The sequence below is a fragment of the Pseudomonas sichuanensis genome (genome assembly GCF_003231305.1).
GTDB classification, from domain to species: Bacteria; Pseudomonadota; Gammaproteobacteria; order Pseudomonadales; family Pseudomonadaceae; genus Aquipseudomonas; species Aquipseudomonas sichuanensis.
In genome coordinates, this window is the sequence record NZ_QKVM01000034.1 from 25,575 (window position 1) to 46,133 (window position 20,559).

Below are 20,559 nucleotides of genomic sequence, written 5' to 3' on the forward strand. Positions count from 1 at the left end.
ACATGAAAACAACAATCACAAAAGCTTCTGGCCTTGCTATTGCGTGCATGACTCCCCTGGCAATGGGATTCACTTTCGAGACCGAATCGATCCGCGGCTCGTTCGATTCGACGATTTCCTACGGCATGGGCGTGCGTACTGAAGCCCAGGGCTGCAACCTGATCAACCAGGGCGCCACCGGCCATCATCCACCCGCCGGGTGCCTGGCGCAGACCTCCGGCATCGGTGACCAGGGCGACCTGAACTACGACAAGGGCGATCTGTTCACCCACTACCTCAAGGGCACCCATGAACTGCTGCTCAAGATGCCTGAAGATTTCACCTTCATGGCCCGTGGCAGCTGGATTCGTGATTTCGCTGCCAGCGACACCACGGGCGCGTTGTCCTTCAACACGCCCGCTGATGTGGGCAGCGACGGGTTGACTCGCTCGGCCCGCGATGACCTCGAGTTCAAGGCGCGCCTGCTCGACCTGTGGGTGAGCAAGAGCTTCGATGTGGGTGACCAGCGCGTGCGTGCACGGCTGGGCAACCAGGTGATCAACTGGGGCGAAAGCCTGTTCGTTCAGGGCGGCATCAACAACACCAACGCCTACGATGTCCAGGCGCTTTCACGCCCTGGTGTGCAACTGAAGGAGGCCGTGCTGCCGGCGCCCATGCTGAGCGTGGCTTCCGGCCTCGGTTCGGGGGTCAACATCGAGGCCTATTACCAGTTCGCCTGGAACAAGAGCGAACTGCCGCCGGTGGGTAGCTACTGGTCCTACACCTCGGCGCTGGGCAAGGGCATGAAGTCCTACGGTTTCGACGACAAGAATGCCCGAGACAGTGGCCAGTGGGGCCTTTCGCTGCGCTGGCAGCCCGAGGACAGCGATGTCAACTTCGGCGTGTACGTGATGCGCTATCACGACAAGCTGCCTTCGCTGACCACGCAACTGCTGGACCCGGACACCTTCGCCGTGTCGCAGAAATGGGTCTACCCCGAAGACCGGATGCTCTACGGCATCAGCGCCAACATGCCGATCGGTGACTGGGCGGTGGGCACGGAGCTGTCCTACCGGCCTAAGGACGCGGTGCCGCTGAACCCCGTCCTCGACTTGTGCAGCAACCATGGTGGCAAGTGCTGGAAGGACGAGAAGAAGTTCCAGTGGCACCTCACCGGGCTGTACAGCATGACCCCGTCGAACTCACCGATGCTGCTGGATTTCACCGGCGCGAGCACCGGCACCTTGCTCACCGAACTGGTGGTCATCAAGTACCCGGGGCTGCACGACAGTTACAACGGTGAGGTGATCGCGGCGGGTGCGAACACCTGGCAGCTGGACCCCGCCACAGCGCCGAAGGCCCACGGCGACAAGACCTCTTCGGGGGTCAACCTGGACTTCAGCCTGACCTATGACGGTACGTTGCTGCCTGGCTGGCAGGTCACCCCGGGGATCTTCTATTCGCGCTCGCTGGGCGGGCGCACGCCCAACCTGGCGGCGACCTTCACTGAGGATGCCAGCAGCATGAATCTGTACCTCAACTTCGTGCGCAACCCGGCCAGTTGGCAGGTGTCGTTCAACTACGCGAAGTTCATGGGGGGCGATACGGCGTACGACCAGCTGTTGCGTGACCGCGATTACGTCGGTCTGGTTCTTTCACGCACCCTGTGAGGCCTGTAGTGAACATCTCTATCGATCTGTCGAAACAACCGGTGCGTGGCGTCCTGCCGCGCATCGAGGCCGGGCTGTTCGGGCATCGTGGTCTAGTGCTGGTCATCCTGGCGCTGTTTACCGCCGCCATGGCCTGGTTCGCAGTGCAATTGCGCATGGACGCGGGGTTCGAGAAGCAGTTGCCAATCGGCCACGAATACGTCGAAACCTTCCAGCAGTATCGCGCCGACCTGCTCGGCGCCAACCGCCTGACCCTCGTCGTCAAGGCTCGTCAGGGCAGCATCTGGACCGAGGCCGGCTTGCGCCGCCTGGCCGATGTCACCCAGGCGGTGACTTTCTTGCCCGGCATCTCGCGCAGCAGCGTGCGCTCGCTGTGGACGCCCAACGCGTTCGTCAACGAGATCACCGAGGACGGCTTTCGCGCCGACCCGCTGGTACCCGGCACGGTCACGCCCGAGCGCCTTGACCCTGGCATCATTGCGCGCATCGCCGACTCCACCGCCCAGGGTGGCTTTATTGGCACCCTGGTTTCCCGCGACCAGAGCAGCGCGATGATCACCGCCGAGCTGAACGAGCGTGACGCCAACGGTGAGCGCCTGGATTACGTGGCCTATAACCACGTGCTGGAAACTCACATCCGTCAGCGCTTCGAGGATGCAGGTTTCGAAATCCAGATCATCGGTTTTGCCAAGCAGATTGGCGACATCGCCGATGGCGCGGCGGCGGTGCTGGAGTTCTGCCTGCTGGCGTTGCTGCTGACGGCGGCGGCGGTCTACTGGTACTGCCACTCGCTGCGTTTCACTTTGCTGGCGCTGGGCTGCTCGATGACCTCGCTGATCTGGCAATTCGGCAGCCTGCGCCTGCTGGGGTATGGGCTCGACCCGCTGGCGGTGCTGGTGCCATTTTTGGTGTTCGCCATCGGTGTTTCCCACGGGGTGCAGCAGATCAATTACATCGTTCGTGAAATCGCCACCGGCAGCTCTGTCGAGGTGGCGGCCCGTTCAAGCTTCAGGGGGTTGCTGGTGCCTGGCACCCTGGCGCTGGTGACGGCGTTCGTGTCGTTCATCACTTTGCTGCTGATCCCCATCCCGATGGTGCGCGAACTGGCGATTACCGCCTCGCTCGGGGTGGCCTTCAAGATCGCCACCAACCTGGTGATGTTGCCGCTGGTGGCCTCGATGCTCAAGGTCGATGGGCGCTATGCCACCGCCGAAGAAGCCGCCCGCCAACGCCGTGCCGGCTGGCTGGAATGGCTGGCGAGGCTGGCCGAATGGCGCAATGCCCGTTGGGTGATGGTGGTTGCCCTGGTGGTATTCGCAACGGCCGTATGGCAGAGCCACGACCGTGTGGTCGGTTCACTGCAGGCGGGGGCACCAGAGCTGCGTGAGGACTCGCGCTTCAACCGTGATGCGCTGGCCATCGCCAGCCATTACGACATTGGCCTGGACTGGCTGAGCGTGGTGTTCGAGGTACAGCCGGCCCGGCTGGGTCAGGGTGGCGAAAATGCCTGCGAGGACGTGGAGCTGGGGCAGTACCAGGACCGCTTCGCCTGGGCGATGGAAGGGGTGCCGGGCGTGCTGTCGGTGGCGTCGTTCTCGACGGCCATGCGCCAGTTCAACGAGGGTTACAACGAAGGCAACCCCAAGATGAGTGCGGTGCCAATCGACGCGATGAACTATTCGTCCCTGGCCGCCGAGGTGGCGCGTACCCCGGGGCTGATGCGCAACGATTGCACTATGACCGCCGTGCACCTGTACCTGGCGGACCACAAGGCCACCACGATCGGCCGGGTGATCGAGGCGGCCAAGGCCTTTCGCAGCGAGCATCCGCTGGCCGGGGTCAGCGTGCGCCTGGCATCGGGCAATGCGGGGGTGATCGCCGCCATCAACGAGGAAGTGGAGAAGAGCGAGGCGCCGATGCTGCTGTACGTCTATGCCGCCATTGCCTTGCTGGTACTGGTGGTATACCGCGACCTGCGGGCGGTGCTGGTGTGCTGCCTGCCGCTGACCATCGGCACCTTCATCGGCTACTGGTTCATGAAAGAGCTGCAGATCGGCCTGACCATCGCCACGCTGCCGGTGATGGTGCTGGCCGTCGGTATCGGCGTGGATTACGCCTTCTACATCTACAACCGCATCCAGCTGCACCAGGCCCATGGCCAGCCGATTGCCATCGCTGTGGCCCTCTCGCTGCGCGAGGTGGGCATGGCGACCATTTTCACCGCCATCACCCTGGCGGTCGGTGTCGCCACCTGGGCGTTTTCCGACCTCAAGTTCCAGGCGGACATGGGCAAGCTGTTGGCCTTCATGTTCATGGTCAACATGGTCATGGCCATGACCGTGTTGCCGGCGTTTGCGGTCTGGCTGGAGCGAGTTTTCCCACGCAAGCGCCCGGTGCGCATGATCGGCGCGCTGGCGCATTGAGGAGAGTGGTATGGGGTACCTGAAAACCATCCTGGGTCTTGCAGTGTTTGCTGCCATGCCCTTGGCGTCGGCGCTGCAGGCAGTACCGGCGGAGCCGTCCGCGCACGCGGTCCAGGCAATGCTGTTGGCGGCCGCCTGGGCCAAAGAGCGTGTGGTCGCAGTGGGTGACCATGGCGTGGTGCTGGTCTCGGACGACCACGGGCGCAGCTACAGCCAGGCGCGTGCCGTACCGGTTTCCAGCACCTTGACCGGGGTCAGCTTCGCGGATGCGAGCCATGGCTGGGCCGTCGGCCATTGGGGCGCCATCCTCGCCAGCGACGATGGCGGTGAAAGCTGGCGGGTCCAGCGCCTGGCCAGTGACCAGGACAGGCCGCTGTTCGCCGTGCACTTCTTCGACAGCCGACGGGGCGTGGCGGTGGGGCTGTGGTCGCTGGTGTTGACCACCGACGATGGCGGCGTCACCTGGACCGAGCGCACCTTGTCGCCGCCACCGGGTTCCAGCCGTGCGGACCTCAACCTGATGAGCCTGTTCGTCGATGGCCATCACAGGCTTTATGCCACTGCCGAACGGGGGCAACTGTTGCGCTCCGATGACCAGGGGCAGACCTGGCGATACCTGGATACCGGTTACGAGGGCACGCTTTGGACCGGCGCGGTGCTGCCCGATGGCGGGCTGCTGGTGGGCGGGCAGCGCGGCACCTTGTTGCGGGGATCGGCCGATGGCAGGTCGTGGCAGCGTATCGCCCTCGACAGTCGCAGCTCGATTACCGCCATTGCGGTGGAGGGGGGGCAGGTGCTTGCGGTAGGGCTGGATGGGCTGCAAGTGCGCAGCGGCGATGGGGGGCGAACCTTCGCGGCGTCGCGCAGCGAGGAGGGTGCGTCGCTTACGGCAGCGCTGCCTGGGGGGCGTGATGGCCCGTTGTTGTTCTCCCGCCATGGGGTGGTTGGGTTGGCTTCGCCGTGAGTCTGGTTCGCCTGCGGATGACTGCAAGGTTTTCGGCGGGAGAGTTGTAGCGCCCATGAGATCGAACGCTGCAAATCTACTGCCCGGCATTTGGCCACCAACCTGCAATCAGCCCTCGGTATCGAGGTCTCGATTAAATACATAACACTAGTTGCGCTAAATCAAATGCAGCAGTAGAGTCTGAAAAAACAACAACAAGTCGTAGGAGGATGCCATGCGTGTCTGCAACCTCCCTATGCGCTTGTCGCCCAGCGGATTCCCGCTGACCGGAGAGCGTGCATGAACACTTTCAGCGAAACCAAGCAGCCCAATCCAGGCACAGGCCGCTTCCGCTTGCTGGGCGGATGGGTAGAACGTCCAGCTGACCTGCAACCGGCCCTTGAAGCCGATATCAGCGCCGACGTGGTCATCATCGGTGCAGGCTTTGCCGGCCTTTCGACGGCGCTTGAATTGACCGCGCTGGGTGCCAGCGTGGTAGTCCTTGAGCAGGATTTCGCAGGCTTCGGCGCCAGCGGGCGCAATGCCGGGTATCTGGCCGGCAGCATGGGTGTGGAATTCGAGCTGTTCCACAAACGAGTGAGCCTGGAGCAGGCCAGGAAGATGGTCTCTTTCTACGACGAAGGCGTCAGCTATGTGGAAAGGCGCCTGCGTGAGCTCAGCATCGATTGCGACTACAACCCATCCGGCATCATTCGCGCAGCGGTTCATCCGTCCCAGGAAAAGAAACTGCGCCACAGCATGGCGCTGGGGCATGAACTGGGTTCGCTTACACGGTTCGTCGATGCCGATGAAATGCGCGCCCGCGGCATTCCACCTGCGTTCCTGTTCGGCTGTACGCAGCACGGCGGTACGCTCGACCCTGGCAAGTACGTCATGGGCCTGCGCCGTGCTGCACTGCAGGCCGGGGTGCGGCTGTTCGAGCAGACCAGGCTGTTGTCCTACAGCGAAGGCCCGACCATCACCTGCCGCACCGAGCGCGGTAGCGCCAGCGCGCCGTTCATGGTACTGGCCACCAACGCCTATACCCCGCAGCTGGGCTTGCTGCGCGACAAGGTGGTGCCGTTGCGGGTTTCGGCGATCGAGACCGAGCCCTTGTCCAAGGCTCAACTGAAAGGCCTTGGGTGGCAGGGCAGGGAAGGTATCGTCACCCCTCACTGGACCATGGAAAGCCACCGGCTGACGGCGCGTGACACCCTGCTGGTCACCACTAAGCAGCTCGGCTACGCCTATGGCTCGGGTACCCCCAACCAGCCTGACACCGCCGCCTACAAGGCCTTGTGCCAAGCTCTGGACGAGCGCTTTCCGACCCTGCGCGGCACCGCCATCCGCGCTTGCTGGAGCGGCTATATCAGCCTGGCCTATGACGCCTTGCCGGTGGTCGGCGCCACCGGCTCCAGGCACAACATTCTCTATACCGCAGGTTGTTCCGGGCACGGCGTCGGTACGCAATCGCTGGTCGGCTACCTGCTGGCCGAGCGCATTGGCGGTATCGAGCACCCGCTGCTGGCGGCGCTGCGCCACAAGACCCCGTCGACGCTGCCCGAGCCGCTGCAGTGGTGTGCCATGAAGGCCGCCCTGGCGGGTGTCAACGGGCTGGATCGCCACCTCAACCGCAGAGTCCGTGCATCCCTCGCACGGTAATTCCCCGCAGCCGGGGTCCCGGCTGCAGGTTTCCAACCCTGGAGCAACAATGAACAACTCTTCGAACGAGGCCGTCCGGGTGACGGCCTGGGCGGCGATCCTTGGCGGTCTGTTCGCCTACTTGAACGTGGGTTTCATGCTGATGGTGACCCACGGCGACATGACAGTGACCCTGGATGGCGCGCAGATGCTCAGCCTGCCAGAGGAGTTCCGGCAGTACTTCAGGTTGTCAATGTTCGCCGACCTTTTGGGTTTCTACCTGCCGTTACTGGTCATCGGCGGCTACCTGTGGCGGGTTTTTCGTGAACAGGCCGGTGCCCTGGGCGACATCGCCGTCCTGGCCATTGCTACCTACGTGGTGCTGGGCGTGGTGGGCGCCGGCCTGCAGCTCTCGGTACTCAATCCCCTCGCCGAGATTCACCAGGGCGGCACGCCGGCTGTGCAGGCTGCCGCCGAAGTGGCTTGGACCAGCATCGCGGTGGGCAGTCAACGTGGTCTGTGGTGGTGCGAAGGGCCGGTCGTGCTGTTCTGGGGTGTGATCGTTGGCAGCCATTTGAAGAACGCCGGTTGGGGCGCTTCGATCCTGCTGCCTTTGAAAATCGTAGGCTGGTGTTTTGGCCTGTATTTCATCGCCGGTTTCTTCCCGCAGCTGGATGCGCTGACCAACGCCTTGCTGGTGATCGTGGTGCTGATTTTCCCCTTCTGGATGGTGCTGTTCGGCCTGCAGCTACGCCGGCGTTCGCTACGTCTAGCGCTCGGCGCATGACACTGGCGCCACTCCCGCAACCGCTCTAAAAGCGCTGCCCGATCACGGGGCGCTTTCAAACAACAACAGCGTGAGGCTCCTGGTATGGCTGCAAGTCCCCCCTCCAACACATTCGATCTCAAACGTCGGCAACTGCTGAAGTTCGCCGGCGCCACGGCGGCCGTCGGTGGCCTGGGCCTGCAAGCGACGCTGGCAAGTGCCGGCGAAGGCACGGACAGCGTTCGCGGCAGCGAAGATGGCGTGCTGGACGTCGTGATCATCGGTGCCGGCATGGCCGGGCTTACGGCCGCCCGCGATCTGCAGCATGCCGGTTGTCAATCATTCGCGGTGCTGGAGGCACGCAACCGTGTGGGCGGCCGGGTGCTGAACCATGACCTGGGCGCGGGACAGATCTCCGAAGCCGGCGGCCAGTGGATAGGGCCTGGCCAGACGGCCGTGGCTGACCTTGCGCGTGAGCTCCAGGTGGATACCTTCCCAACCTACCACCAGGGCAAGACCGTGGTGCTTGGCGGGGAGGGGCGGCTAGAGATCGATCTCGAGGGCACCTTCGGCACCGATGAAAGCGTCGTGGCCAAACTCAGCGAGCTGTCTCGGGCGGTGCCGTCGGGCGCACCCTGGACGTCGCCGAGGGTTGCCGAACTGGACAAACTGTCGGTGGGCGACTGGCTGGCCCAGCAAGGGATCAAGCCCGAGGACCGTTCCGGTTGGGACACCAGCCTCACGCTCACGGGCGGTGTGGCGCCGGCCAGGATGGGGCTGCTGCATTTCCTGTCGATGATCAATTCGGCGGGCTGCGACTACATGAAGCTCGACTCGATCAAGGACAGCGCCCAGGGCACGCGCTTCGTCGGTGGCTCGCAGCTGTTGTGCACGCGGATGGCCGACGCCCTGGGTGACAAGCTTCGCCTGGCCTGCCCGGTGCGCGAGATCGCCGACTGGGATCGTGAGGTGGTGAGGCTGATCACCGACCAGGGCGAAGTACGTGCACGCCGGGTGATCGTTGCGATCCACCCTGCATTGTGCAACCAGGTACGCTTCAGCCCCGCCCTGCCCGAAGGCCGGGCTGCGCTGCAGCGCGCCTGGCCCGCCCACAGCCCGGCGCGCAAGACGGCCATGGTCTACACCCGGCCGTTCTGGCGGGACAAGGGCTTGAACGGCCACACCATGCAAGTCAAAGGGCAGGTGCTGTGGGCCTGGGACAATTCGCCACCGGGTGGTGAAATCGGCGTGATCAACGCCTTTATCGTCAACGCCATGGTGCCTTCCGACCCCGCTGCCGCACAGCGTGTGCTGGTAGACATCTATGCCCGCTCCCTGGGTGACGAGGCCCTGAGCCCCATCGGTTATCACGACCACGACTGGGGGCAGGCCGACCCTTGGAGCCTCACCTGCGTATCGGCCATCCCGCCCGGTTTCTGGAGCCAGCATGGCGAGTCGCTGCGGCCCGCCTGCGGCAACCTGATCTGGTCGGGTACCGAAACCGCTGAAATCTGGGCGGGCTACATGGACGGCGCGGTGCGCTCGGGTCATCACAGCGCGCTGCAGGCGCTCGCTTCGCTGCGCAAGGCTTGAGGGGCAGACATGAAGAAGCAACTGTTGTTGGGCACGGCTGTCATCCTGGTGCTGCTGCTGGCCCTGTTCGGGCGCGACCTGCTGGGCTTGTACCGTCTGCTGGACTACATCGACACCACCACCCAGGCCTATGAGGCAGAGGGCCCCTGGCCGCATACGGCCGATGCCTGTTACGGCTGCCACGGCAAGCAGGGCACCTCCTTGCATCAACGTTATCCGAGCCTGGCGGGGCAACCCGCCGAGTACCTGAAGGCGCAGCTGCACAGCTTTGCCAGCGGCCAACGGCTCAACCCGAACATGCAACCCCTGGCGATGAGCCTCACGGAACAAGAGATCCTCAAGCTGGCCGACTACTACGCTCGCCAACCGACGCTGGGAAACCCTGCGTTCCAGCCCGATCCCGTGCTGCGCGAGCAGGGCGCCAGGCTGGCAACGGCGGGCGCCTGCATGGCCTGCCATGGCCAGAGGCTGATGGGCCAGGGGCCGTTCCCGCGCCTGGCCGGACAAGGTGCCGATTACCTGCTGGCGCAGCTGGATGCCTTTGCGCAGGGGCGGCGAGTTGACCCTACCGGTTCCATGAAGGCGATCACCGCAACCTTGTCGGCGCAGGATCGAAAAGCACTTTCCCATTACCTCGCTTCACTCGCCCCCGCCCAGAAATGACGCCCTGAACCCTATAAAAAAGAGAATTTCGCTATGGAAACCAGAGATGTTGTTGCATTGCTCACCTGTGTGCTCCTGGTTGTTTCCGGAGGGACCTACGGCATCAAGTTCCTGCGCAAAGGCAACTTCCTGTTGGGTCTGGAGTGGCTGATCGTCGCGTTCTCCGGCAGCAACCTGCTGATTTTCCTGCTGACCCAGTCGCAAGTTTCGTATGGCATTTCGTTCTTCCTGGATGCCTTCTCCCGAGGTTTCGGCATACCTATCGTGACGGTGCTCGGCCTGATGGCGGTCACCCACAACTTCAAGCCGTCCAAGCTGAAGGATGCGGCCCTGTTCATCATCACTTTTGCCAGCACCTTCGTCATGATCAAGGCCGATTTCATGGTCAAGCCCTTGCCTTACTTCTATGTGGCCATGTGGGCTGCCTACACGGTCTACCTGGTGTACTTCATCAGCAGGCTGGCAAGCGCCGGCGAGTACCTGCATGCGCTGGGCGTGACTGTAGCCGGGGTGGCCGCGCTGTTCGTGGCGTGCATCTATGACTTCTACCCAATCCCGGGTGACGACTCCAAGGCCATATTCCTGTCCATCGCCCTGGTCACTTGGTCCTACATGATGATCCAACTGTATTACGCCTTCTTCGCCTTGGAACGCGCAAAGCAGCAGGCGGTTTACGCGCACTGATCAGCCGTTGCAAATCCTTGGAATCACATCCGGAGTACACCCATGTCCGTAGAGCAAGTCGCGCTGGCGGTAGAGCAGATGCGCGAGGTTTTCGCCCTTCAGCGCGAGGCGTTTGCCAAAGAGCGTTACCCATCATTCGAATCGCGTCGTGCCAACCTGCAGGCGCTCAAGGCGTTGGTGCTGGAAAATGCAGACGCGATCGCGGCCGCCATCTCCAGCGATTTTGGCCATCGCTCCATTCACGAGACCAAACTGCTGGATATCTTCGGCCTGGTCAGTGAAATCAATCATGCGATCAAGTGCCTCAAGCGCTGGATGAAGCCCCGCAAGCGCGGTGTCTGCCTCTGGTTCCAGCCTGGGCGTGCCGCCGTACTGGCTCAACCGCTCGGGGTGGTCGGCATTGCCGCGCCGTGGAACTACCCCCTCTACCTGACCCTGGGCCCGCTGTGCGGGGCGCTGGCCGCGGGTAATCGCGCCATGATCAAGGTGGCCAGCGATTCAAGCCACTTCGGGCGGCTGATCGCGGACTTGCTCGGCAAGCGCTTCGCCGAGGACCTGGTGGCGGTCGTCCAGCCTGGCCCTGGGATCAACGATGGCTTCTCGCGCCTGCCTTTCGATCACCTGATTTTCACCGGCTCGCCTGCGGTGGGCCGGCAGATCATGCGCAACTGTAGCGAAAACCTCACCCCCGTTACCCTCGAGCTCGGGGGTAAGTCGCCAACCCTGGTGGCCCCGGGGTACCCGCTACAGCAAGCCGCGCAAACCATCCTCTGGGGCAAGTGCCTGAATGCCGGGCAGACCTGCGTCGCTCCTGACTATCTGTTTCTGCCGGCTGGCGGTGAGGAGGCGTTCATCGAGCATGCCCGGGCAGCGGTCAGCCGCCATTACCCGACGGTGCTGGCCGATAACCCGGACTACAGCTGCATGATCAATGCCCGCCAGCTGGCGCGGGTCGAGGCGCTGCTGGCCGATGCCCGCGACAAGGGCGCGCGGGTGGTGGCTCTGGCCGATGCCGAAGGCGCTCGCCGGGTCGGCAAGCTGGCGCCGCACCTGGTGTTCGACGTGCGCGATGACATGCTGATCATGCAAGAGGAAATCTTCGGGCCGGTGCTTCCGGTGCTCAGTTATCGCCGGCTGGAGGAGGCCGTGGCCTACATCAATGCCCACGAGCGCCCGCTGGCGCTGTACCTGTTCGATGAGGACAAGGGGCGGGTCGAGCAAGTGCTGCGGCAAACGCTCAGCGGCGGTGTGTCGGTCAACAGCGTGATGCTCCACGTGCTGCAAGAGAACCTGCCGTTCGGTGGCGTCGGCAACTCGGGACTGGGTCATTACCATGCCGAAGAAGGTTTCCAGACCTTCAGCAAGATGCGCCCGATCTTCTACCAGGCCAGACACAACGGCAGTTTCCTGCTCAAACCGCCCTACGGCCGCCTCACCCAGGGCCTGCTGCGCCTGGTGCTGCGTTGATGCAAAGGTTGCTGAGACGGGCTGACGAAGCTGCTATGAGTTGACGCTACTCCAGCAACCGTCACGCCCCTTTTTAGCGCCCTTCGGGGCGCTTTTTTTGCTGTCAGCAATGCTCACCTTGATTTCGCGTCATGCCCCAAAAGCGGAAGGCGGGGCGCCCAGGCATGACTGGCCCGAAATAGACTGTCGGAGCTGCGGTTCGCCGCTGCGACTTGCCGGCGATGCGCCGCGCGGGCGGCGCTCGATTTCACCGGCGCTGCAAATCTATCGGCGGGCCTGGGCGACCCACTCAGCACCGCGCTCGGCGATCATGATCGACGCGGCATTGGTGTTGCCCCCGACCAGCGTAGGCATGATCGAGGCATCAATGACACGCAGGCCCTCGATGCCATGGACCCGCAACTGGCTGTCCACCACCGCCATCTCGTCCTGGCCCATCTTGCAGGTGCCGATCGGGTGGTAAATGCTGTCGGTGCGTTTGCGCAGCAGGTCAATCAATTGTTCATCGCTGTGCAGGCCGGTGCTGTAGACGTCGCGCAGGCCGAAGCTGGCCATCGGCGTCTGGGCGATGATCTCGCGGGTCATGCGGTAGCCCTTGAGCAATGTCTTGACGTCGTCGTCGTGGCCCAGGAAGTTGGGGTCGATGCGCGGTGCCACCCGTGAGTCCGGCGAGGTCAGGCCGACGCTACCGATACTCTTGGGCCGCAGTACACAGACGTGGCAGCTGAAACCATGCCCCCAGTGCAGTTTGCGGTTGTGATCGTCGACCGTACCGATCACGGCATGCAGCTGGATATCCGGCCTTGCGAGGGTCGGGTCGGTTTTCAGGAAACCACCGGCCTCGGCGCAGTTGCTCGACAGCGGGCCGCGCCGGTGGCGCAGGTAGTCGTACAGCGCCTTGCCCAACTTCAGGCTGCCACCCACGGAGACACCCAGCAGGGAGGTGTCGCTGCTCTTGTAGCACAGCACCACATCGGGGTGATCCTGCAGGTTCTGGCCAACACCCGGCAGCTCATGGCGCACGGCGATGCCCTGGGGCCTGAGTTCGGCCTGCGGGCCAATGCCCGACAGCATCAACAGGTGGGGGCTGCCGAAGGTGCCGGCTGCCAGCAGCACTTCCTTGCGCGCCTTCAGGTGGACCCGACACCCCTTGATCAGTGCTTGCACGCCTGTGGCGCGGTCACCCTGCAACACGATGCTCTCGACATGGGTGTTGGTCAGCACCGTGAGGTTGCTGCGCTGGCGGACCGGTTTGAGGAACGCAGTGGCCGTGCTCCAACGACGGCCGTCACGGATGGTCACGTCGTAATAGCCGACACCTTCCTGGTGGGCGCCGTTGAAATCTTCGTTGTAACTGTGCCCCGCGCGAATTGCCGAGTCGACGAAGGCCTCGGTGGCGACGTGGCGATGAGCGGGGCTGACGTAAAGCTCGCCCTCGCCGCCATGGAAATCATCGTTGCCGGCATGGTGCATTTCGCTCTTGCGAAAGTAGGGCAGTACGTCGTTGAACGACCAACCCTCGTTGCCTAGCGCCTGCCAGTCGTTGAAGTCGTCGTGGTGGCCACGGATGTAGACCATACCGTTGATCGAACTGCTGCCGCCCAGCACCTTGCCGCGCGGCTGATAGCCCAGACGGCCGCCCAACCCTCGCTGTGCGGTGGTATTGAATGCCCAGTTGACATGCCGGGTCGGCAGAATGGCGGCCACGCCGACGGGGGTGTGGATCAGCGGTGAGCGGTCTTCGGGACCGGCTTCGAGCAGGCCAACGGTGACGCTCGGGTCGGCGCTGAGGCGGTTGGCAAGGACGCAACCGGCAGAGCCGGCGCCCACGATCAGATAATCGAATTCCATCTTGTTGTTCTCGAAGGGTGGCTTTGAGGGTGTGGCGCACGGCTTTACTGGCGGGTTGGCTCATCCATCCCAAGCCGTGTAGCGATTGACGAAGCTGACGATGTGCCTCTGCGCTGTCAGAGCCTGCGGCAGCGCGGCGATCATCTGGAACACATGAGGCAGGCGTTGCCAGATCTCCAGGTGAACGGGCACGCCGGCCGCCGATGCCTTGGCTGCGGCGCGCACCGAGTCGTCCAGCAGCATCTCGGTACTGCCTACCTGGAACAGCAGCGGCGGCAGGCCATCGAAACTGCCGAACAGTGGCGACACCGCAGGTTGCCCATGCAACTCGGCGGGTGCGTAGAAACCGCGGATGCCGATGGCGAAGGCCAGGGTGAAGATCGGGTCATGGCGCGCATTGCCGAGCGCGCTCGCACCGCTGAGGGTGAAGTCCAGGAACGGCGAGAGCAGCACGGCGCAGCTCGGCAACGGGTGGCGGTCGTCCCTTAGGCGTTGCAGTAGCGCAAGCACCAGGTTGCCGCCTGCGGAGTCGCCGGCAATGACGATGTTCTGCGCCTTGTGGCCTTGCTCAAGCAGCCAGCAGTAGGCCTTCAGCGCTTCATCGAGCGCGGCAGGGAAGGGGTGCTCGGGCGCCAGGCGGTAGTCCACCATCAGCGCCCGCGCCTTGAGCGGCCGGCACCAGCCGGTGACCATCGCGGCATAGACCTCGGGGGTATAGGCGACGAAGGCGCCGCCATGGATGTACAGCAAGACCCGCTCGGCCCTGCTGTGGGCCGGCGTGAGCCATTGGGCCGCCACGCCGTTGCAGTTCACATCAAGACGCTGAACATCCGCCGGGAACGCTTTGGGCGCCTGTCCGTCGAGCCGACCGAACTGTTTGCGCAGTGTGCGGATATCGATGTTCAGGCCGTGCCCCGACTTCACCAGCAGGCGCAGCAGCCCATTGACCAGCCGGCTTTTCCAGCGGCCTTCAGGGGGATCGATCAGACGGGTATAGGTCATGACGCCACCTCGGGCCGCTGGGGCGCGGGCCAGCGGTAGTCGCGCAAATGCTCGCGCAACAGCACCTTGCTGACCTTGCCGGTAGCGGTATGTGGCAAGGCTTCGATGAACACCACATCGTCGGGGATGCAGAAGCGCGCGACTTTGCCGGGGTAATGGGCCAGCACTTCGTCGCGGCTGACGGCCTGGCCTGGCTTGAGCGCCACTACCAGCAGCGGGCGCTCGTCCCACTTGGGGTGCGCGATACCCAGTGCCGCCGCTTCGGCAACTGCCGGGTGACTCATGGCGATGTTCTCCAAGTCGATGGAGCTGATCCACTCGCCGCCCGACTTGATCACGTCCTTGGCGCGGTCGGTGATCTGCATGAATCCATCGGCGTCGAGGGTGGCCACGTCCCCGGTGGGGAACCAGCCGTCCACCAGTGGGCTCTTTTCGAGGCCAAAGTAACGCTCGATGACCCAGTGCCCGCGCACCATCAGGGCGCCCGCCGTCTTGCCATCGCGGGGAAGTTCGTTGCCTTCGTCGTCCACCGTTTTCAGTTCGACGCCGAAGGGCGGGCGGCCCTGCTTGACGCCGATGGCAAAGCGGGCCTCTTCGTCCAGGGGCAGTTGCGATGCCTTCAGCGTGTTGACGGTCCCGGTGGGCGATAACTCCGTCATGCCCCAGGCGTGCTGCAGGCGAATACCGAACTCCTGCTCAAAGCTGCGCATCAGTGCCGGCGGGCACGCCGCGCCACCGACGACCATGCGTTGTAGGGCGGGCAGGCGAACGCAGTGCTGGCGCATGTACTGTTGCAGGCTCAGCCACACGGTCGGGACGCCGGCAGAAAAGGTGACGCCCTCGCGCTCGAACAGCTTGAAAATGCTTTCGCCGTCCAGGTTGGCGCCCGGAAACACCAGTTTGGCGCCCACCAGCGGCGCCGAGTACGGCAAGCCCCAGGCGTTGACGTGGAACATCGGCACCACCGGGGCCAATACATCTCGGCCAGACAATGCCAGTGCATCAGGCAGCGAGCTGGACAGCGTATGCAGCAGGGTGGCGCGATGGGAATAGAGCACCCCTTTGGGGTTGCCGGTGGTGCCGGAGGTGTAGCACAGCGTCGCCGCTGACTGCTCATCCAGTCGAGGCCAGCTGAAATGCTCCGACTCGGCGGCCAGCAGTTCTTCGTAGCACAGCAGGTTGGCGATCTGCAGGGCCGGCATATGCGCCCGATCGGTCATCGCCACCCAGTGCTTCACGCTCGGGCAGTCCTTGGCAATCGTCTCCACCAGCGATGCAAAACTCAGGTCGAAGCACACCACCTCGTCCGCAGCGTCGCCGATGATCCAACTGATCTGTTCGGGGAACAGGCGCGGGTTGACGGTATGGGTAATCGCGCCGGTACCCGAGATCGCGTAGTACAGCTCGAAATGGCGGAAGCCGTTCCAGGCCAGAGTTCCCACGCGGCTGCCGGGCCTGGCACCGAGGCGGGTCAGGGCGCTGGCAGCCTGCCTGGCGCGCCGGTGCGCGTCGGCGTAGGTGTAGCGATGAACGGGACCTTCCAGGGTGCAGGAGACTATTTCGGTGTCGCCGTGATATCGCTCGGCGTGCTCGAGCAGTGAAGCGAGGGTCAGCGGCAGCGTCATCATTTGGCCTTGCATGGGGTTCTACCTTTCTTGTTGTCATGCCGCGGCCAGGCTGGACGGCGCCAGGTGGCCGAGGAGCGTGTCGCGATTAGCCGGTTACGCGAGACGGCCGGGAGTCATAGGCGTTCTGTGCGCTGCGCTGGAAGGCCAGGCAGTCGTCTTCGACGGGGTCCTTGAGCAGCATTTTCTTGTCGCGGCCGTAATGCATGAAGACGAACCATGGGTAGGATTTGCCCTGGCGCGGAAGGAACTGCTGGTCGCGCTGGATATAGCCGGACTTCATCGAGTTCATGATCCCGTCGTCCAGTGCATTGCTGGCGTTGTCGTAGGGGGTCACGACATCGAAGTTGTTGCGCTGCATGTAACGCATCAACCGGCACAGGTAGGTGGCGGCCAGGCCGACCTTGAGGGTCCAGGACACGTTGGTGTAGCCGAAGATCCACGCCATGTTCGGCAGGTTTTCCAGCAGCACGCCCTTGTAGGTCATCTGCTCACCCACCGGGTAGGGCGTGCCGTCCACCGAGACGCTCAAGCCGCCAAGTACCTGCAGCTTGAGGCCGGTGGCGGCGATGATGATGTCGGCCGGCAACTGCTTGCCGGACTTCAGCAGGATGCCGTTATCGGTGAAGCGTTCGATGTGGTCGGTCTCCACCGAGGCGCGGCCGCTGCGAATGGCCTTGAACAGGTCGCCGTCCGGCACCGCGCACAGGCGCTCGTCCCACGGCATGTAATGGGGCGTGAAGTGACGCATGTCGACAGCGGGGCCCACCTGGCGGCGCACGTGCCCAAGGATGATCCGGCGCATCAGCCGAGGCCATTGCCGGCAGGCGATGTAGGCGGCGCGGTACAGCACGATATTGCGCTTGCGAGCCAGGCCAAGCGCCCAGCGTGCCGGCATGATGCGTGACAGTGCGGCGGTGAGCTTGTCGGTCGATGGCAGCGAGTAGATGTACGAGGGCGAGCGCTGCAGCATGGTGATGTGGCCGGTCTTGTCAGCCATGGCCGGGATCAGCGTGGCCGCGGTGGCACCGCTGCCGATCACGACGACGTTCTTGCCGGCGTAGTCCAGGTCTTCGGGCCAGTGCTGCGGATGAACCCGGACCCCTTTGAATGCGTCTTCGCCGGGGAAGCTCGGCAGGAAACCGTCGTCGTGGTTGTAGTAGCCGGTGCAGCACAGCAGGAATTTGCAGGTGTAGTGGCGCACGGCGCCGGACGCCTCGTGCAAGGCGCTCACCTGCCACAGGCGCTGCTGGCTGGACCAGTTGGCGCTGGTGATCTTCAGGCCGTAATGGACCTTCTCGCTCAGACCATGCTGCTGTGCCGTGTCCTGGATATAGCGTTGGATCGATGCGCCATCGGCCAGCACTTTGGGGTTGTCCCACAAACGGAATTTGTAGCCATAGCTGAGCATGTCCGAGTCGGAGCGAATGCCCGGATAACGGAACAGGTCCCAGGTTCCTCCCATGCAATTGCGACGCTCCAGAATCGCCAGGCTGCGGTCCGGGAATTCTTGCGCCAGGTGGCAGGCCGTGCCGATGCCGGACAGGCCCGCACCGATGATCAAGGTATCGAAGTGTGAGTTGCTCATGAGGTCTCCGTGCTTGTGTGATCAAGCCGGGCAGTTGATTGAGAGGGGGACATCGTTGCTGCGGGTTGAGCAGCTCGGGGGAATGCCCCATCTCTGCTCCGATCGAGTGGTCCGTGGGACCAGGTGCCGGGTATGCCTTGGCAGGCGTGTTCCCCGGTGGAGCGATGCATGGAGTCTTTCATTTGATGAGCTCCGGTTATTGTTGTTTTGCATGACTGTAATTCGCTGCGAATATTAGCGCAACATGTGTTATGTATAATATTCGATACCGTCCCTGCGGCGCTTGGACCAGCTTCAGCCCTGGCGGCGACCCTGCTCGCGGGGCAGGCCGCAGCGCTTACCGGGCGGTCGTTGCAAGGCCTGCGATGTAATGCGCCAGGGCGGCGAGCTCATCTTCCGAAAGCAGGCTGGCGGTGGCGTTCATGGCACCGCTGGGGTCGGTACGCAGGCCTTGCTTGAAAGCGTTGAGCTGGTCCAGCAGGTAGCGCTGGCCCTGGCCTGCGATCCGCGGGCCAACGGGGCTGCCAGACAGGTCTGGCGCGTGGCAGGCGGTGCAGCCGCGCGCAGCGACACTGGCCTGGCCACGGGCCCGCAGGGCATCGTTTGCTGCAGGTGCATCGGTGACGTGGGGAACCTGGCGGGCGAAATACTCTGCCAGGGCCAGGATGCGCTCCTCGCTCAGGCTCGCCGCCAACGGCTGCATCTGCGGGCTGTGCCGCTTGCCTTGGGCAAAGGCCCGCAGTTGCGCCTGCAGATAGCTCACCGGCTGCCCTGCAAGTGCGGGGTACTGAGCGTTTGCGGGCTGCCCGCGGACCCCATGGCACAGAGCACAGGAATCCTGGGGTTGCGGCCAGGCACCACCATTGGCCTCGTAGCTTGAGTAATGGCGGTCGAGGGCGTTCATGAACCGGTAGCCTGCGAGCAGCTGCGGTCCATAGAGGGCTGCGCCACCCAGCAAACCGGCTGCGACGATCGTGGCACTCAAAAGCCATGTGCGCTTGTTCATGCCTGCCTCCGGGTGCCGGCGAGCGCCTGCAAGGCTTCCAGGGCTGCGCGGTGGCCGGAGCGCACAGCGCCATCCATGCTGCTGGTCCACAAATCCGAAGTTTCGGTGCCCGACCAGATCAGGCGGCCAACCGAGGGTTTCAGGTAACGCCCCCAGCGGGTCAGAAAACCAGGAGGGATCGAGCCTACGCACGTCAGGGTCCAGGGGTCGGCCTTGGCCCAGTCGTGATCATGGAACTGCTGGACTTCCAAGGCTTCCTTGCCCAATGCCCGTGCATAGATTTGCGCGAGGATACGTTCGGCCTTGGCGGGCTCATCGGTGAGCTGCGCGCTGCGCACGAACCCCATCAGGATGCCGATGCTGCCATCCGCCGGAGAGTTGTCGCAGGAGAGAATCAACGGACCATCGGCCTGGATCACCTGGCCGTTGAGCCCCTTTTCCCGCCAGAAGGGGCGCGCGTAGACGTGTACGGTCTTGCGCATGGGCGCGAGGCAGGGCCAGAGGCGTTGCAGTTGCGCACGCCCCTCTGGCAGAGGCGGGTCGAAGACGATCTGGTTGCACAAGCCCGGGTGCAATGCGGCGATGACCTGACGGGTCCGGATGATCCCCTGGTCTGTATGGATCTCGACGATGTCCCTGTCCCAGCCGACGATCCTGCGCACCGGGCTGGAGAGTTTCAGCCGATCTCCCAGCGCCTGCGCCATGCGCGTGCAGAGCACTTGCGAGCCACCGACGAAACGGGTTTCCTGGGCGCCGCCCTTGAAACCCTCGAGCTTCTCCATGCTGCAGTCGGCGGAGTTGATGAGGGAAAGGTAGTGCAGCAGCGCAAGGTTGGACGGCGGGGTGCCGGTCGTCAGGCCTATGGAGGTGTCGAAGCTCATCCGGGCGGCGTTGTCGATTCCCTGGCTGGCCAGCCACTCACCCACCGACAGTCTGTCGATCGCTTGCGCATCCGCCGCGGTCCAGGGCTCCTTGCTGGGGACCTGCCGCGACATCTGGTTGAGCTTTTCGGTAATGGCGTGGTTGCCGCCTTGGCCGTTGCTCAAGTCTTCCTCGTAGCGAGCATCACCAGCCAGGTAGACATTGCGGCCCTGGTAGTAGGTAGGAAAGGTCTCGACGTCGAGTTCGCGAGCCAGGTCGAAGATGGCGGTCTGCCCAGGGCCGATCCATTCGCCACCGGCTTCCGAGATCACGCCGTTGTCGAGGGGGTGGTTGTAAGTGCGTCCACCCACCCGATCCCGCGCTTCCAGCACGGCGTACGATGTGCACCCGGCTCGCTGCAGGTCGCGGGCGGCGGTCAGGCCAGCCAGCCCGGCGCCGATGATCACCACGTCCAGCACTTGCTGTCGATCAGTCAGCAAGGCTTGCGCCATTGCCCGCCCACTGAGGCTTGCGCCCCCGATCACGGCTGCACCTGCGAGCGCTTGCACAAGCGCGCGCCGCTGGCGCGCGGTCAATGACAGCTCTGTGTTTTGCTGATCCATTTTCGCCTCGGTCAACGCTGTTGTTATATTTAGATAACCATGGTTACGTAAATAGCCTACTGCGCTCATGTGGCAAAGGGAATACCCCTGGCCGGCCCTTGCGATGGAGGGGCAAGCCAGTTAGTCTAAAAAAACAACGGTTGTTATGTTTATGCTGAAGAAGCCCGAGGAGAT

15 protein-coding genes are annotated in these 20,559 nt (G+C 63.7%); 9 read left to right on the forward strand and 6 right to left on the reverse strand.

Annotated features, from left to right (window positions below):
• Positions 1–2 precede the first annotated feature (2 nt).
• The 9 genes from DM373_RS17930 (at position 3) to DM373_RS17970 (ending at position 11,829) form a co-directional block, all read left to right on the forward strand.
• Entirely contained in the window at positions 3–1,649 is a 1,647-nt protein-coding gene (locus tag DM373_RS17930) for a DUF1302 domain-containing protein (protein WP_341866392.1), read from the forward strand.
• A gap of 8 nt (positions 1,650–1,657) precedes the next feature.
• Positions 1,658–4,072: an efflux RND transporter permease subunit gene (locus tag DM373_RS17935; RefSeq protein ID WP_110994852.1), complete on the forward strand. Its 2,415-nt coding sequence runs from the start codon at positions 1,658–1,660 to the stop codon at positions 4,070–4,072.
• Between the two features lie 10 nt (positions 4,073–4,082).
• Positions 4,083–5,036: a WD40/YVTN/BNR-like repeat-containing protein gene (locus DM373_RS17940; RefSeq protein ID WP_110994853.1), complete on the forward strand. Its 954-nt coding sequence runs from the start codon at positions 4,083–4,085 to the stop codon at positions 5,034–5,036.
• A 279-nt stretch (positions 5,037–5,315) separates the two neighbouring features.
• Positions 5,316–6,677: an NAD(P)/FAD-dependent oxidoreductase gene (locus DM373_RS17945; RefSeq protein ID WP_110994854.1), complete on the forward strand. Its 1,362-nt coding sequence runs from the start codon at positions 5,316–5,318 to the stop codon at positions 6,675–6,677.
• Positions 6,678–6,726: 49 nt separating this feature from the next.
• Complete coding sequence (locus tag DM373_RS17950; RefSeq protein WP_110994855.1) at positions 6,727–7,443, forward strand: hypothetical protein; 717 nt, start codon at positions 6,727–6,729, stop codon at positions 7,441–7,443.
• 84 nt (positions 7,444–7,527) lie between these two features.
• Positions 7,528–9,015 carry a flavin monoamine oxidase family protein gene (locus DM373_RS17955; protein ID WP_110994856.1) on the forward strand — a complete coding sequence of 496 codons (1,488 nt, stop codon included), beginning with the start codon at positions 7,528–7,530 and terminating at the stop codon, positions 9,013–9,015.
• A 9-nt stretch (positions 9,016–9,024) separates the two neighbouring features.
• Positions 9,025–9,678, forward strand: coding sequence for a c-type cytochrome (locus DM373_RS17960; protein WP_110994857.1), 654 nt, complete (start codon positions 9,025–9,027; stop codon positions 9,676–9,678).
• Positions 9,679–9,711: 33 nt separating this feature from the next.
• Positions 9,712–10,362 (forward strand): hypothetical protein, encoded by a 651-nt coding sequence (locus DM373_RS17965; protein ID WP_110994858.1) that lies wholly within the window; start codon positions 9,712–9,714, stop codon positions 10,360–10,362.
• Positions 10,363–10,404: 42 nt separating this feature from the next.
• Entirely contained in the window at positions 10,405–11,829 is a 1,425-nt protein-coding gene (locus DM373_RS17970) for a coniferyl aldehyde dehydrogenase (protein ID WP_110994859.1), read from the forward strand.
• 264 nt (positions 11,830–12,093) lie between these two features.
• Here DM373_RS17970 and DM373_RS17975 read toward each other — a convergent pair whose 3' ends face one another.
• The 6 genes from DM373_RS17975 to DM373_RS18000 form a co-directional block, all read right to left on the reverse strand.
• Complete coding sequence (locus tag DM373_RS17975) at positions 12,094–13,680, reverse strand: GMC family oxidoreductase (RefSeq protein ID WP_110994860.1); 1,587 nt, start codon at positions 13,678–13,680, stop codon at positions 12,094–12,096.
• A 60-nt stretch (positions 13,681–13,740) separates the two neighbouring features.
• Positions 13,741–14,682 carry an alpha/beta hydrolase gene (locus DM373_RS17980; RefSeq protein ID WP_110994861.1) on the reverse strand — a complete coding sequence of 314 codons (942 nt, stop codon included), beginning with the start codon at positions 14,680–14,682 and terminating at the stop codon, positions 13,741–13,743.
• Positions 14,679–16,322 carry a 3-(methylthio)propionyl-CoA ligase gene (locus DM373_RS17985; protein ID WP_208642807.1) on the reverse strand — a complete coding sequence of 548 codons (1,644 nt, stop codon included), beginning with the start codon at positions 16,320–16,322 and terminating at the stop codon, positions 14,679–14,681. The genes DM373_RS17980 and DM373_RS17985 overlap by 4 nt, the downstream gene beginning before the upstream one ends.
• A 73-nt stretch (positions 16,323–16,395) precedes the next feature.
• A complete protein-coding gene (locus tag DM373_RS17990; RefSeq protein ID WP_110994862.1) occupies positions 16,396–17,895 on the reverse strand; it encodes a flavin-containing monooxygenase in 1,500 nt (499 codons plus the stop codon).
• Positions 17,896–18,232: 337 nt separating this feature from the next.
• A complete protein-coding gene (locus tag DM373_RS17995) occupies positions 18,233–18,901 on the reverse strand; it encodes a c-type cytochrome (RefSeq protein ID WP_110994863.1) in 669 nt (222 codons plus the stop codon).
• On the reverse strand, positions 18,898–20,385 hold the full coding sequence (locus tag DM373_RS18000) for a flavin monoamine oxidase family protein (protein ID WP_110994864.1): 1,488 nt from the start codon (positions 20,383–20,385) through the stop codon (positions 18,898–18,900). The genes DM373_RS17995 and DM373_RS18000 overlap by 4 nt, the downstream gene beginning before the upstream one ends.
• Positions 20,386–20,559 lie beyond the last annotated feature (174 nt).

What these genes read in the sequence shown, in the direction of transcription:
- DM373_RS17930 (WP_341866392.1), top strand. Translation starts at nt 3, where the DNA reads ATGAAAACAACAATCACAAAAGCTTCTGGCCTTGCTATTGCGTGCATG.
- DM373_RS17940 (WP_110994853.1), top strand. Translation starts at nt 4,083, where the DNA reads ATGGGGTACCTGAAAACCATCCTGGGTCTTGCAGTGTTTGCTGCCATG.
- DM373_RS17945 (WP_110994854.1), top strand. Translation starts at nt 5,316, where the DNA reads ATGAACACTTTCAGCGAAACCAAGCAGCCCAATCCAGGCACAGGCCGC.
- DM373_RS17950 (WP_110994855.1), top strand. Translation starts at nt 6,727, where the DNA reads ATGAACAACTCTTCGAACGAGGCCGTCCGGGTGACGGCCTGGGCGGCG.
- DM373_RS17955 (WP_110994856.1), top strand. Translation starts at nt 7,528, where the DNA reads ATGGCTGCAAGTCCCCCCTCCAACACATTCGATCTCAAACGTCGGCAA.
- DM373_RS17960 (WP_110994857.1), top strand. Translation starts at nt 9,025, where the DNA reads ATGAAGAAGCAACTGTTGTTGGGCACGGCTGTCATCCTGGTGCTGCTG.
- DM373_RS17965 (WP_110994858.1), top strand. Translation starts at nt 9,712, where the DNA reads ATGGAAACCAGAGATGTTGTTGCATTGCTCACCTGTGTGCTCCTGGTT.
- DM373_RS17970 (WP_110994859.1), top strand. Translation starts at nt 10,405, where the DNA reads ATGTCCGTAGAGCAAGTCGCGCTGGCGGTAGAGCAGATGCGCGAGGTT.
- DM373_RS17975 (WP_110994860.1), bottom strand. Translation starts at nt 13,680, where the DNA reads ATGGAATTCGATTATCTGATCGTGGGCGCCGGCTCTGCCGGTTGCGTC.
- DM373_RS17980 (WP_110994861.1), bottom strand. Translation starts at nt 14,682, where the DNA reads ATGACCTATACCCGTCTGATCGATCCCCCTGAAGGCCGCTGGAAAAGC.
- DM373_RS17985 (WP_208642807.1), bottom strand. Translation starts at nt 16,322, where the DNA reads ATGCAAGGCCAAATGATGACGCTGCCGCTGACCCTCGCTTCACTGCTC.
- DM373_RS17990 (WP_110994862.1), bottom strand. Translation starts at nt 17,895, where the DNA reads ATGAGCAACTCACACTTCGATACCTTGATCATCGGTGCGGGCCTGTCC.
- DM373_RS17995 (WP_110994863.1), bottom strand. Translation starts at nt 18,901, where the DNA reads ATGAACAAGCGCACATGGCTTTTGAGTGCCACGATCGTCGCAGCCGGT.
- DM373_RS18000 (WP_110994864.1), bottom strand. Translation starts at nt 20,385, where the DNA reads ATGGATCAGCAAAACACAGAGCTGTCATTGACCGCGCGCCAGCGGCGC.